Raw genomic sequence first — 12,469 nt, 5'->3', positions numbered from 1 at the left:
ACCCCGGCCGCGGTCGCGACCTTCCTGGGCTGGTGATAGCCGTTGCGGACCACCAGGCGGCGCCCACTCTCGTCTCGCTGGTCGGCCAACTCGGCAATGTAGGAGTTGACTTCAGCCTCCAGCGCGGCAGCCAGCATCCGCCTCGCGCCCTCGCGGACGATGTCGTCGATCAGAGAGCCGGTCTCGGTCGTTCCATCGGCATTCACTACGCTCAGCACGGGCGTGCCTTCCCAACCGACGGTGCAACGTCGGCCTACTCGATGACCAGAAGTCGATCACTCGGGAAGGTACGCCCTTCGCGTCCAACCCGAGGCCGATCCACAGGTCATGAGCAGTGCTCGAGCCGTGGTTCGCGCTGACTGAGCGCCTTACAGGCGTCCGGGTGACTGAGGAGCTGCTGATGGGGGCCGAATATCGGGCAGGGGAGGTACCCGAGGAGCCTGCCGAGGAGTGGGAGAGCATCACCATCGACATCACGGATGCGCACGGTGAGCGCACTTACGTGCACGTTCGGAAGGACCAACTGTGCCGTGTGGTACGTCGTGGACAACGGCGTCAAGTGGCGCTCGGTCCCTGTCGACTTCCCGGCCAGGGACCGTGTCTATGCCGTCTCCCCTGGCTCCGGGGCCAGCAGTGTTGACCGCGGTCGTATATGCCCCGGATGAAGAGAAGCTGCCGGTCGTCTCTTTCGACGAGACTCAAATCGCTGCCATCAGGGCTCAGCAGGGCTCCCTGACCGGCATTACGAGTTCAACTCCAGCAGTTCGGGTTGCGGTTCCGGTCGCTGCGCTGGTGCGGCCTTCGGTTCCCACAGCTTGATGGTCTGCGTGTAGCAGTGGACGACTGAGGCCATCGCCAGAATGAGTAGTGGTCCGAACACCCACGGATGTTCGGCCATCTCCACCGGCAGATAGCGATATGCCACCAAGAGCGCGGCGAAGACCGTTGCACTGTAGGTGACCAGTCGGATTCCTGACCGGTCCCAGCCACGTGCGAGCGAGCGCAGCGCTGCCTCGATCGTGAACGCAAACACCACGCCGGCAACGAGATCCGCGCCGTAGTGGTAGCCGAATCCCAGCGTTGCGCCGAGCGTGGCAATCAGCCAGAACGCGCCTGCGAATCGCAGAATCCGTGGGCCCTTGCGGGAGTGAATGAAAATCGCGGTAGCCCACGCTGTGTGCAGGCTGGGCATGCAGTTGCGTGGGGTGATCTCGTCGAATGGCATCTGGTGCGGGGTACCGATCGGCGGCGGCGTGTTCGGCCACAGGTTGGCCACCCCCCAGTGCCCGCCGTCGGTGCCGTAGGCGAAGATCGGTCCGACCACCGGGAAGATCATGTAGATTGCCGGTCCGACGAGGCCGATGACCAGGAACGTACGCACCAGATGATGGCCCGGGAAGCGGCGCTCGACCGCCACGTCACGCAGCTGGTACAGCGCGACGATGACCGCGGCTATCGCAAGCTGGACGTAGACGTAGTCGAGAACATGTGCGCCGATCGGGCCGGTGGCCATGACAATCCGACCTACCACCCACGACGGGTTGCCCAGGGCGTGATCGGCGGTTGCCATGTATTGGTCGAGCACCGCCGGGCGGGTCTTAGAGGTGATGAGTAGCCAAGTATCGCCAGTCTTGCGCCCGGCAACCAGTAGCAGGCCCAGCCCGACACCCTTCAGCAGCAGGACACGTTCCCGGTCGGTGCGACGCGTGATGGCGAGGACCGCATAGCTCAAAATCACCCACAACGCGCCGTTGCCGAAGGGGTGGCCTTCGGTCACCTCGGCTCCGACCGCCCACCGCACCAGGAAGAAGGCGACGTCGATGCCGATCGCGGCACCAGCCGCGATGAACCGTTGCCGCCAGGTGAGCACCACCATCATCAACGCCATACCGGCGTACAAGAGGAAACCCGATTTAGGGGCGAATATCGCCTCTTGGGCCTGATTGGTGATCGGCCCCGGCAGGCCGTAGTGGCGCGCGGCGATCTCCAGCGCGACGAGGAATCCGAGGGCCGCCACACTCGCCGTGGCCCACAGCATCACCCGCGGTTGACGCCATGCGGCGAACGTAATTCTGCAGCGTATTCGCGAAAACGCCCGCGACGCTCTAGGTATCAATGGTTTGGCCGATTTGTGAGATGTTGGTTAAGTGGGTGACTCTTTGTACCGGACAGCATGGTTTTCCGCTGAAGGGCGGGCGATCTGGGTACTCGTCGTGAGTTCGAGCACGCTAGCGGAGCGGTGCGGGTGGGTTTCGCCGGTCACCGGTGGTGTGAAGTTCAGGCGATGCTGCGCTCGATGGTCCAGCGCCTCGGGAATGGCCTTGAAACTTTCGACGCCCGGCGGGCATCGAGGACGTCACGGTTACCCAGCGGCTCTTGGAGGGCATTCCATCTCGATAGTTGGTAGTTCGGGATGCTTTTGTGACGGGTGGCATCGACGGTCGTTGCACTGGGTGCGAGTGCTCGTCGTCCGTCCGCCGAGATCGTCCGGCCGTGGTGTCCCGCCCCCGGTCCGGCTGCCCGACGTCCACGTCAAGCTTCTGCTGCCGGATCAACTCATCCACCACTACCCCCGAGCCCGATCACCTGATGCGACACCTTCAGTGATCGTATCGGGCGCGACGCCCCGCGGGACGCAGTTCGGGAGTCTGGTATCCGGGCGAGGTTGCGTGCGTGCGGCTGAGGGGTGTCCGGGAGATCAAGAATCAGGGGATGTGGACGGCAGATCGGCGAAGCGTGTCCTGAACCTGTACTGAGCCTGGTTCCTTCTCAGGAGCACGGCCCTACGTACGCGGTCGGCACTGTCATGCGGGGCTACGTTGACCGCATCCGACCATGACCTGGAGGGCCCTGGCCACGACGATCGGGCAGCAGCCTTCACGACTGAACTGCTGTCCCGCCTGGACCATGTCTCGGACGCTGCTGAGCCGCTGCCTTTCGTACTCTCGGAGGGCTTGCACCGTCATGTGTCGTCGGCGAGTCCGTTGACCCACTTCTGGTCCGCCGAGAGATCGGGCGCTGTGCCTGCGGGCTCGTGCGCAAACCCGTTCCGTTCCTCCAACGCTCGCGGCTCCGCCGGGCGGAGGTGGCCGGCGCCGCTTGTCGTACGCGGTGAGCGGATCGTCGGGGTCGGTGCGCGGGCCAGCATGGGAGGGCTGGTTCGGGGGTCCGGGTCGGCGATGCCTGCCCATGCGCTCGATGGTCTCAGGCGGCGACCGTGGTCGGGCGGGTGAAGGTGAGATCCCGCGCCCTGCCGCGTACGTCCTCGACCGCGGCGGTCTCATACGGGCGGGCCGCGTCCAGCAGCGTATTGAGCCGGGAGGCCATGAGCGTGGAGCCGACGCGGGCCGCTTCGTCGAGCGCGTGCTGGGCAGCGGCGGACCGCGCTCCGAGTCGCCCTCGTCGAACAGCGCAGCCGCGAGCCCGATGCGGTCCATGACCTTCAGCCGGTCGAACCCGAGCTTGGCAATGTCGGTGAGTTTCGAGAGCGGGAGGCATGGCCTGCGGCCGTTGGATGCGGCGGCCGTGCTGTCGAACTGGGCTGAGCGCGTGAGATCAAGTGTTCGCACGGTGTGGTCGTTGCGCCATGGTGCGGGCGGCATCGGAGGGTGGGCGTGCTCGACATGCCCCCACCCGCTCTCGTCAAGGAAGAGCACGATGATCCTGCCCTTCACTATGGTCATCGAACAACCGGACAACGGCGACGGGCCGCTGATTCTGACGACGAAGAATCCGGCCAACTCATACGCACGCTGTTGATGGGGTCGTTGGGGTTGACGTCGACGCGGTGCTTTTCTCCAGGTCCACCAGTTCGACCGGGCTCTGCAGCTGGTACAGGTCGCCCTTCGGGGGGTACTGCGTGAGGTGGCCGATGAGCTTCGTACTTCGGCGGAAAGTTCTGAGCAATCCTCAGCAGGCTCTGCGGATCGACGTCGACATCGTTCTGCTCGATCGTGATGGTCCCTGCGCCGTCTCCATTCGCGCTCAGGACGGTCGGCTTCAAGATCAGCGCGGAACTGCCCGCGAAGCGCCCCCGTTGACCTTGCACGTGAACGGAGGCCGGGCGGGCGAGGAGCGACGGGGTACGGCGCCGGGGCGGGTAGCAGCCTGCCCCGGCGCCATCGGCCTGCACGGCGTCGAGAGCGGCAAGGCCGGGTGGTCGTCGTCGTCGGCGGCGGCGCGGAGAAGGAAGGACATGACCGAGTAGAGGACGAGGCGCCGTCCGGCGAGAACCGGCAGGTCAGGACATCGGCGGACGGCCTGGAAGCTGGGGCAGGAAGCGGGCGAGCAGCTGCTGCCACAGCGGTGTACCGCCCGCGGTGGGGCAGGCCTGCTCGGCCGCAACAGGTCGTAGGAGGTACCCGGCGGCCGCCGGGCCTGGGCGGGCGCGCACGTGAGGCGCCGTACACGGCTGGCGTCATGGAGGATCCCCGCGGGAGGGGCACAGCCCCCACACCAACGAGGACGCCAGACCCGTGGCGGCGGCGCCCACGAAGGCGATCTTGGCTCGGTCCCAAGTGGCGGTGTTGCTGGTGGCTTCCACCCGTACCGCGCCGGCCTCGTACTTCTTCAGCAGGTAGGGCGCCAGGGTGTCGGTGCGGACCTGGTCGGACTGGTCTTTGGCGATCAGGTGCCGGCGCAGCATGCGCTTCGCGCGCCGGTCCTTGTGGGTGGCGACCGTCGCCAGGTAGGTGACGCGGTCACTACGGATGGAGGCGATCGCCTGAGGTACGGCGACCAGGACAAGGAGCGGCAGCAGCAGCGGGTACAACCTGGCCAGGACCACGGCCGCCGCGATCAGGGTGGCCACGGAAGAGACGTAGTTCTGGGACTGGCCGATGATGCCCCGGCTGATGTGGACTTCCCGCTCGGCGGCGTCGAAGCGGTCGTTGAAGCCGGGATGGTCGTAGGCGGCCTGTTCCGCGTTGGTCGCCGCTTCCAGCATCTTGTACTCCGCCTCACGGCAGATCCGCGGCGACAGCCGGTGGGACAGGGCGTGGGTGGCGATGGCGAGCAGTGCCCGCACTCCGGCCGCCGCGGCCAATCCCGGAGACGACCTGGCAGGCCAGCAGGGCGAGCACCGCTTTGGGGCCGACCTCCCAGGCCAAGGAGAAGGTCCGTCGGATCAGTGAGGGAAGCCGGCGGTCCATGCTGCGTCCGGTCAGGAGGTCGGCCGTGGCCGGCTCCAGGCTGTCCCCGCCGGGGTGGGCGGACGTCAGTGTCTCCTCGGCGGGCTCCGCACTCACGTCGTCGGCCTCGCTGTTCTCGCCGTGCAGTGTGCCGGCGGTCTCCGTCACGGCCTGCCTCCTGCCTGGTCCAGAGAACCGAGTGCGGGGGTGGAGCAGCGGGCGGCCCGGCGCGACCCGCCCGGTCCGAGGCGGCATCACCGCCTGTGATGGGCCCACTTGGTGGCTGCGTCGCGCATGTCGTTGGTCCACTCGTCGGGGGTGCCGACTCGGGCGATCGAACTCCTACGGATGAGAGGGGAGGCGCCGCGGTAGTCGCCGTGCTCCCTTCCTCCGGAGTGCTGCGGGTTGACAAATAGCGCACCCCCTTTGCTGCCCAAACGCCAACGGCCGTGTTCTGTTACACCCCCAACAGCTGTGTGCCCGGGCCAAGATGAGGCTCGGGCACACAGCGGAGGGCGGGTCAGGTGGTTTAGAGGGTGAGGGATCGTGAGCCACGGGACAGGGTGAATTTGCCGTCCGGGGTGATGCCGATCCGGGCACCGTACGCGGGATCACTCGGCCGGAGACCAGCGTATTCGCCACGGTGGCACATCCCTGCTTCCGATACTTCCGCGCCCGAGCACAGGACCAAGCGCAGGCCGACTCCGCGTCAGGCGGTTCCCGCCTCGGGTGATCAAGTGCGAGTGCCATTCGAGAGAGGATTCCCGTGCCTGGCCCGCCTGCGGAAGAATCAGGTCATGGGGATTGACCTGCAGTTGCACGACAGCCGCCCGCACTGGCCCAGCCGACGTTCCATGCGCAGGCCGACTCTGGTCCGTGAGTCCCACAAGCACGGCGAAGCACTGGCTCAGCTGATCGCCAAGCTTCCCTCCAACACCTCGGGCAAGCTCTGGATGGTCGACCCGTACAACGACACGGTTTTCAACGAGCAAGAGGCCGAAGCCGCACTCCGCGAAATCCCGGATCTCTTGGATCGCTGCACCGACGACTCTCAAGCCGAAGCGGTCCGAGAGCTCACTGCCTTCTTGGAGGACTGTGCTACGACTCCAGGCAGCTATCTGGTCTTCGTCGGAGACTGATTCGCCAAGCGGAAGGTTGGAAGAACAAGGTTACGACCCCCCCGCGATGGAGACGGGGGTGAAGCGGGCGAGCGTGTGGTGCCGGCCCGCCCGATCGTCGTCCTGGCAAGATAGCGGCATGGAACGTGTGCTTGGAATCGGTGGGTACTTCATGCGGCCGACCCGTCGGCCCTGAGCGCCTGGTATCGCGATTGTCTGGGCCTGGACACCGATGAGAACGGCTTGTGGCGTCAGGTAGCCGGGCCGACGGTGTTCGCGACGTTCGAGTCCGAGACCGACTACTTCGGGTCCCGCGCCCAGCAGACCATGCTCAACTTCCGGGTCCGCGACCTGGATGCGATGCTCGCGCAATTGCGCGCCAAGGGAGCGGACGTGGCCAAAGAGACGCAAGACATGGAGGGTGTCGGTCGATTCGGCTGGGTCACCGACCCTGAGGGCAATCGGGTCGAGCTGTGGCAGCCCGCCTGACCGCGACTTCAGGCAGGCGGTGACGTGCTGACGGACCACCAGGTTGTCGCGGTGTGAACCTTGGCCAGGCTCGCACGGCCCTGTCCCATTACGTCTTCTGCGGGCTGTCACGGGCACACCTTGGTGAGCTTGTCATCGAACTCGCGCCCCAGTGGGAGGCGCGACGCGAGTCCGGACGCCGGCGCGGCCGAGGTTCTGGATGGCGAGGAGCCGGTAGCCGAGCACGTGCGCGATCTCCTCGATCCGGCGCCGCTTCGCGGCTGTGGCATGACCGGGCGACAGCTCGACGCGGCCACGGCCGTCGACGCGCGCGTATCTCGTCGTCCTTCAACTGGCAGCACCTTCAGGAAAGTTGGGCAGCCACCCGGCCGCTCACTTCACCCGCTGGTCGCCGTACTCATCACCCTCGTCGAGGGCGTGCAGGTCACGGCTGCGTGGTAAGCCCTCGACCAGGTGCAAGAGCGCGTCATGGAGATGGCCGTTGGTGGCCAGCACTGTCATGTCGCCTTCCAGTACCGACGCCCCGCCCAGGTCGGTCACCCGGCCGCCTGCCTCCGTGACGATGACAGGCATCGGAGCCACGTCCTCGTAACCCATCGGCGGCCCGGCGATCACCACGGCATCGGCCCGCCCGGTGACCAGATCCACGATGCAGCCCATCGAGGCCATCAGGAAGACCTGACGGTGGAGAGCGGTGAGGAGTTCTTCCGGCCAGCCGGCCGGGTTGAGCGCCTGGGTCCTTGCTCCGCGGATGCGGGTCCGCTCCGTGACCCGGGCACGGTGGCCCGCCCGCAGGTCCGGGTCCGGACCCGTCAGCACCCAGCAGCCCAACCCTCGTCCGGCCACGATCATCTGCTGGCTCATCGGCATGTTGATCACGCCGATCGCCGGACCGTGCTCGTCCTCGTAAGCGAGATCGTTCGAGAACAGCGGCCACCGGCGGGTGAAGGACGTGGTGCCGTTGATGGGGTCGATGACCCATCGGCGTCCGGATGTCCCGCTGGTCGCACCTCCCTCCTCGCCGAAGACCCCGTCCTCCGGGACGCGGCGGCCCAACTCGGTTCTGATCAGCTCCTCAACCGCTTCATCGACTTCGGTGACCTCACTGCCGTCCTCCTTGCGGCGGCTGTGCCAGTCACCGAAGAAACCCTTCACCGACACCTGCCCGGCACGGCCTATCAGGCGCACAGCGAAGTCAAGAAGTTCGCGGTCAGCGGGCGGAGCGTCGAACGCATAGTCCATCCGGTGAGCCTTTCACGCTCCACCGATGGCGTCAGGATGCGTCCGGCTTCCGTCCACCTGTCCCACCGAGTGACGTCAGCGCGTGCGACAAGACGGGGCATTCGATCGGTGGAGGGGCGTTGGGACGGGTTACGAACTGCAGGCAGTCATCGCCGAAGACGAGGTGCTTCGAGGCGCCTCACGGGAGCCTGCCTGCCGCTCGGGTGCCTCTCTCGGCCATGGACTGCCGCTGATGCCGATGACGGGCCGGCTCTTCGACGCTGCAACGGACGGCACCGAGGGCCCTCTTGGCTTCTGGAGGCTTCCGCCGCTTCCTCCCGAGCATGCCCTGGCCCCGGTTTCGGCACCGCAGAAACCGATTGAGCGTCTGATCCCGGCCGTGGTACCACTTCGTGATTCGTAATGCGTAAGGTGATCGCGAGATGTACAAGGAGTCGGTGAGCGTGGCGCTTGGAGAACTGGTGAAACTGCGGGCGATGGGTCCCGCGGACGCCGAGGCACTGTGGCGCTGGAACCACGACCCCCAGGTCATGCGGTGGATGGACGACACGTATGCCCAGCCGGTGGAGCGCGTCCGCAAGTGGCTGGAGGAGCGCCCCCGCAACACCTATGGCGACCTGCTCCTTGGCATTGAGGCGCTTGCCGACGGCCAGCTCATCGGCCTGGTCATGCTGCACGACGCGGAGCCGGAGAAGGGCATCGCGAAACTCGATATCTACCTGGGTGAGAAGGCGTATTGGGGCCGCGGATACGCCACCGATGCGGTGCGGACGATCTGCCGCTACGGCTTTGAGGACATGCGCCTCCACAAGGTGACGCTGACCGTGGTTACCGAGAACCATGCCGCGCGCAGGGTCTACGAGAAGGTCGGCTTCGTTGAGGAGGGCCGTCTTCGCCAGGTCTTCCGCCGTGACGGCAAGTGGTACGACATGTTCACGATGGGGCTGCTGGCGAGCGAGATTCGCTGAGCCTCGATTTGGAAGCGGATCGAGATCTGCCGTGATCCGCCCTTGGAGCTCGGGGATTTGACGAAGGAGCGCCCTCGCTGACGCTCTCCGCGAGCAGCAGTAAGCACAGCAGAGCGCCCCGCTCTCCACGAGGGTGGGGCGCGGTCGTGTCATAGCTTCGCAATCCCTTCCCCCCTTTCGCCCCGTCTGCCCTACGGTGTCCCGACTAGCTCAACCCTGGGGGAATCTGTGCGTACCCGCATCATCAGCGCCATTCTGCTCGCCGCTGCGGTCGGCGGTGTCGTCGCCTGCCAGCCGACCGACGGCAGCAAGACCACCGGCACCCCGGCGCCTGGCGTCACCACGTCAGCGTCGAAGGACGACAAGCCCGCCGCGACCGGGCACAAGACGGTGCCCAACTTCGTTGGCATGGGCCTCCAGTCCGCGCAGGACGCAGCGCAGGAGCAGGGCTTCTACTCGCTGAAGTCGCACGACTCGCTCGGCCGGGACCGCATGCAGATCCTCGACCGCGACTGGAAAGTCTGCTCCCAGAACGTGAAGGCCGGCACATCGCAGGCGACGGACACGACGATCAACTTCGGGGCGGTGAAGCTCGCCGAGAAGTGCCCGGCGAAGGATGAGTCGGCCCCATCTGCGGCCGGCGGAACGATGCCGGACTTCAAGGGGAAGTCGGTGAAGGCGGCGCGGGCCGCTCTCGACCCGAGCACGTCGATCACGGTGAAGGACGCGTCTGCTTCGGATCGGCTGGTGCTGATCGAGAGCAACTGGAAGGTGTGCACGCAGTCGCCGTCTGCTGGTACCGCGCTCAGGGGGCAGCCGGTCGCGTTTACTGCGGTCAAGTTCGAAGAGTCCTGCTAGCGGACGCGGCGCGACGCGCCCGCAGCCACTGTGCGGAAGGGGGGTAGCTGCGGGGGCGTGCCCTGCTTCGTGAATGGCGGTGTCCCTTACACCTGCCCGGCAACGGAGCGGACGTGCCGTGATGATCGTGGTCGGCCCGACGATGGCGCCGGCCATGGGCCTGCGGCAGGGGGCCGCCCGACCTGTGCGGATCATGGCTGTTGCTCTCTGGCGGTGGGCAGTTTCGCCGTGTAGCGTCGCTGTCAGATGTCGTGGTTCGCAGTACCTGCCCGCGCTCCGGCGCGGGCGCTTTGCTGTGCAGTGCCGGACCAGGACGACCACCTCCGGGTCCGCGTGGTGCGGAACCCGATATCGACTGGAAGGCACCAGCATGGCCAGCGGAACCGTCAAGTGGTTCAACGCAGAAAAGGGCTTCGGCTTCATCTCTCAGGACGGTGGCGGACCGGACGTGTTCGCGCACTACTCCAACATCAACGCCAGCGGTTTCCGCGAGCTCCAGGAGGGCCAGGCGGTCACCTTCGACGTCACCCAGGGCCAGAAGGGCCCGCAGGCGGAGAACATCACGCCTGCCTGACCCTGAAGCCAGGACGTACACCAGGGGCCCGGAGCGCGCGTTCCGGGCCCCTGGTCCGGCTTTGACGGCTACTTGCCGATCCGCGCAGATCTGCTGGGACGCGGCGAACACACCCCGCCTGGTTTCCCTGGTCCGGGCCGTACGCGCTTTGAGCGCGGCCGGCTCGTCGAGCGGCCGGAAGGAATCGCGGCATGACCGGCCTCCACGCCGACGAGGAGCCCGCCGAGCACGGGCGCTTCGCCTGCTACCTGCAGGCCCTGGAGGCCGTCGCCGAGGCGGACGAGGCCGACCTGGTGGCCGCCGTCCTGCGCGACCAGGACGTGACGATGGCGGACAGCGCAGTGGGCCGCCATCTGGATCGCCGGGCTGCCGGCCTGCTGACCGACCCTCCGTTCACGGCCTGGGCCCGGACAATGACCGAGTTGGTCGCCGATCGCGACTTCCTTGCCCGCCGTCTGCGCGAGTGGACCCTGCTCAGAACCATCGCCCTGGGCAAGCCGTGGGTCGCAGAGGACCTCACCAGCGCATCCGACTGGTTTCAGCGCATGGCCGCAACCATGCAGATCGTGGCCTCACCCGAGGCCCTCGGGCTGCTGGCCGAACGTGGACGAACCCGCCGCGTTCGAAACGCAGCGAGCCGTCAGCTACGGCACAGTGACCAGCCCAAATGACGTGACCCACCGGTCTTGACGCTTCCTCGTGCCGGTCTCGAGCGGCCCTTGGCCAGGCGCTACGGTCTCGGGATCGCGCCACTGCCCGCTTCCGTCAAGGGGCTGTGGGGGCCGTGAAGGCGGTGACGAGTGCCGGGGCGCGGTTCCGGAAGGCTTCGTCCTGGCGAATGATGCGGTCTTCCACTCCCGAGCGGACGATCCGCGCGTCGCCGTCGGCGAGGACGGACAGCCGACGCAGGTGGTCGGCGGTCGAGGCGGCGACGCCGAGGGCCTCCAGGGCGTCGCAGGCACCTGTCGGGTCGGCTTCCCGTTCGGCGGACCGCAGGACGGCCGCGGCGAGCGCCGTGCGGTCCAGCGAGGCGGGTTCCGCCACGGCCGTGAGAGCCAGCACCGCGGCCGGCGCCTGCACGGGATTGTCGAGCAGGGTCTGCAGGCGGGAGGTGAACGGCCGCCCCGCCGGGCCGAGGAGTGCCGTCGTACGAGCGGCCCGCACCGTCGACCACTGGGACCAGGAGTTCTGTTCGGCCCGGACGAAGACCGAGTCCAGGGCAGCGACCACCGCGGCGGCGTCCTCCGTGACACGCCACAGAGCCTCGGCGAGCGCAGTGTCCGCGTCCAGCGCGGGCGTGACCGTTTCGCCGTCCCGGCCGCTGAGCGCCTCGCGCAGGGCCGGGGCCAGGGCCGCCGCCCGGGGACCGAGCGCGCCGGCCGTCCCCACGGCCTCCCTGAGCCGGCGGCCACCGCTCCGGAGTTCCAGGTCGAGGCACTGCACCAGGGGCTCGCGCTCGCGTCAAACCACTCGATGCCCTGTGACATCGGGCGCAACCCCTGGGCGAGTTCGTCGAGCGTGACATCGCGCTCGGTCATGACTGCCTCCCGTGGGACAGGCGGCGCTCCGCCGCGGATTTGGCGTCAGTGGAACCAGACGACAAGTCGGACGTTGTCCGCTCCGTGGAGTTCGCTGAGTGTTCGCATCACGCTCCAGACAGGTCCCCAGTGAGTGCCGTCTCCGGCGGCCATGTCTCGGCTTCGCGTGCCGGAGCTGTCTGCTTGCTGCCAGTCGGTGGAGGCGAGTTCGGCCCAGGTGATCTGCGTTGTGCCATGCACGTCGGCTGAGCCGCCGTAGGCGGCGTACTCGGTTCTCAGCCCCTGGGACGCGTCGCTCGGAAAGCCACGGCCTTCGGCCAGAGGGCGGAAGCCGAAGGAATTGCGGACACCGAAGAGGCAGGCGAGGGCGTCGTAGGCGTTGCCGTTGTTGAGCAGGAAGAGGTCGATGGCGGCGTGCCACACGGAGTCCTCGTCGTCGGGACCCCAGAGGCGGGCACCTGGTCGACACTCGATCATGCCGCTGACTTCGGTAGACATGCCGGCATCCTGCCTGTACCCGCGGTGACGCGGCACCTGCCTTTCCCCTTGATCG

General features: G+C 67.2%; 15 protein-coding genes and 2 pseudogenes. 8 read left to right on the top strand and 9 right to left on the bottom strand.

Going from position 1 to position 12,469, the window contains the following annotated elements; all coding sequences use genetic code 11:
• A pseudogene (locus ACFZDJ_RS27415) lies at positions 1-218 on the bottom strand (IS256 family transposase); the annotation flags it as partial.
• Between the two features lie 116 nt (positions 219-334).
• Here ACFZDJ_RS27415 and ACFZDJ_RS27410 point away from each other — a divergent pair.
• Positions 335-640, top strand: a complete 306-nt coding sequence (locus ACFZDJ_RS27410; RefSeq protein WP_391062462.1) for a DUF6461 domain-containing protein — start codon at positions 335-337, stop codon at positions 638-640.
• A gap of 102 nt (positions 641-742) precedes the next feature.
• Here the strand turns inward: ACFZDJ_RS27410 and ACFZDJ_RS27405 are convergent, their stop codons facing one another.
• Together ACFZDJ_RS27405 and ACFZDJ_RS27400 are read right to left on the bottom strand one after the other, a co-directional pair.
• Positions 743-2,038 carry a DUF5933 domain-containing protein gene (locus tag ACFZDJ_RS27405; protein WP_391062459.1) on the bottom strand — a complete coding sequence of 432 codons (1,296 nt, stop codon included), beginning with the start codon at positions 2,036-2,038 and terminating at the stop codon, positions 743-745.
• A gap of 1,166 nt (positions 2,039-3,204) precedes the next feature.
• Positions 3,205-3,327 carry a hypothetical protein gene (locus ACFZDJ_RS27400; protein ID WP_391062456.1) on the bottom strand — a complete coding sequence of 41 codons (123 nt, stop codon included), beginning with the start codon at positions 3,325-3,327 and terminating at the stop codon, positions 3,205-3,207.
• Between the two features lie 544 nt (positions 3,328-3,871).
• Here ACFZDJ_RS27400 and ACFZDJ_RS27395 point away from each other — a divergent pair.
• Complete coding sequence (locus ACFZDJ_RS27395; RefSeq protein ID WP_391062453.1) at positions 3,872-4,207, top strand: hypothetical protein; 336 nt, start codon at positions 3,872-3,874, stop codon at positions 4,205-4,207.
• Positions 4,208-4,240: 33 nt separating this feature from the next.
• Here the strand turns inward: ACFZDJ_RS27395 and ACFZDJ_RS27390 are convergent, their stop codons facing one another.
• Genes ACFZDJ_RS27390 through ACFZDJ_RS27380 form a run of 3 tightly spaced genes read right to left on the bottom strand, consistent with a single transcriptional unit; the run spans position 4,241 to position 5,297 of the window.
• Complete coding sequence (locus ACFZDJ_RS27390) at positions 4,241-4,393, bottom strand: hypothetical protein (protein ID WP_390942181.1); 153 nt, start codon at positions 4,391-4,393, stop codon at positions 4,241-4,243.
• 24 nt (positions 4,394-4,417) lie between these two features.
• Positions 4,418-5,026, bottom strand: coding sequence for a hypothetical protein (locus ACFZDJ_RS27385; RefSeq protein ID WP_391062450.1), 609 nt, complete (start codon positions 5,024-5,026; stop codon positions 4,418-4,420).
• Entirely contained in the window at positions 4,959-5,297 is a 339-nt protein-coding gene (locus tag ACFZDJ_RS27380) for a hypothetical protein (protein ID WP_391062447.1), read from the bottom strand. The genes ACFZDJ_RS27385 and ACFZDJ_RS27380 overlap by 68 nt, the downstream gene beginning before the upstream one ends.
• 629 nt (positions 5,298-5,926) lie before the next feature.
• On the opposite strand from ACFZDJ_RS27380, the gene ACFZDJ_RS27375 reads away from it, so the two are divergent.
• Together ACFZDJ_RS27375 and ACFZDJ_RS27370 are read left to right on the top strand one after the other, a co-directional pair.
• Positions 5,927-6,268, top strand: a complete 342-nt coding sequence (locus ACFZDJ_RS27375) for a hypothetical protein (RefSeq protein ID WP_391062445.1) — start codon at positions 5,927-5,929, stop codon at positions 6,266-6,268.
• Positions 6,269-6,386: 118 nt separating this feature from the next.
• Positions 6,387-6,736 (top strand): annotated as a pseudogene (locus ACFZDJ_RS27370) (VOC family protein).
• 372 nt (positions 6,737-7,108) lie between these two features.
• Here the strand turns inward: ACFZDJ_RS27370 and ACFZDJ_RS27365 are convergent.
• Positions 7,109-7,978 carry an inositol monophosphatase family protein gene (locus ACFZDJ_RS27365; protein WP_391062442.1) on the bottom strand — a complete coding sequence of 290 codons (870 nt, stop codon included), beginning with the start codon at positions 7,976-7,978 and terminating at the stop codon, positions 7,109-7,111.
• A 422-nt stretch (positions 7,979-8,400) separates the two neighbouring features.
• Between ACFZDJ_RS27365 and ACFZDJ_RS27360 the strand changes: the two genes are divergently transcribed.
• From ACFZDJ_RS27360 to ACFZDJ_RS27345, 4 genes are all read left to right on the top strand, one after another.
• Positions 8,401-8,946, top strand: coding sequence for a GNAT family N-acetyltransferase (locus ACFZDJ_RS27360; RefSeq protein ID WP_391062439.1), 546 nt, complete (start codon positions 8,401-8,403; stop codon positions 8,944-8,946).
• Positions 8,947-9,174: 228 nt separating this feature from the next.
• Positions 9,175-9,804, top strand: a complete 630-nt coding sequence (locus ACFZDJ_RS27355; RefSeq protein WP_390942197.1) for a hypothetical protein — start codon at positions 9,175-9,177, stop codon at positions 9,802-9,804.
• Positions 9,805-10,174: 370 nt separating this feature from the next.
• The gene (locus ACFZDJ_RS27350; RefSeq protein ID WP_060899524.1) at positions 10,175-10,378 is read left to right on the top strand and encodes a cold-shock protein; all 204 of its coding nucleotides are present in this window, start codon (positions 10,175-10,177) and stop codon (positions 10,376-10,378) included.
• Positions 10,379-10,569: 191 nt separating this feature from the next.
• On the top strand, positions 10,570-11,049 hold the full coding sequence (locus ACFZDJ_RS27345; RefSeq protein ID WP_391062436.1) for a hypothetical protein: 480 nt from the start codon (positions 10,570-10,572) through the stop codon (positions 11,047-11,049).
• A gap of 94 nt (positions 11,050-11,143) precedes the next feature.
• On the opposite strand, the gene ACFZDJ_RS27340 is transcribed toward ACFZDJ_RS27345, so the two are convergent.
• A complete protein-coding gene (locus ACFZDJ_RS27340) occupies positions 11,144-11,767 on the bottom strand; it encodes a hypothetical protein (protein ID WP_391062433.1) in 624 nt (207 codons plus the stop codon).
• 194 nt (positions 11,768-11,961) lie between these two features.
• Entirely contained in the window at positions 11,962-12,414 is a 453-nt protein-coding gene (locus ACFZDJ_RS27335) for a hypothetical protein (RefSeq protein WP_168514643.1), read from the bottom strand.
• Positions 12,415-12,469: the final 55 nt, after the last annotated feature.

Source organism: Streptomyces sp. NPDC007896, from assembly GCF_042959425.1.
In the GTDB taxonomy this organism is placed as follows: Bacteria; Actinomycetota; Actinomycetes; order Streptomycetales; family Streptomycetaceae; genus Streptomyces.
This window is presented reverse-complemented; position numbering and strand designations above follow the sequence as displayed.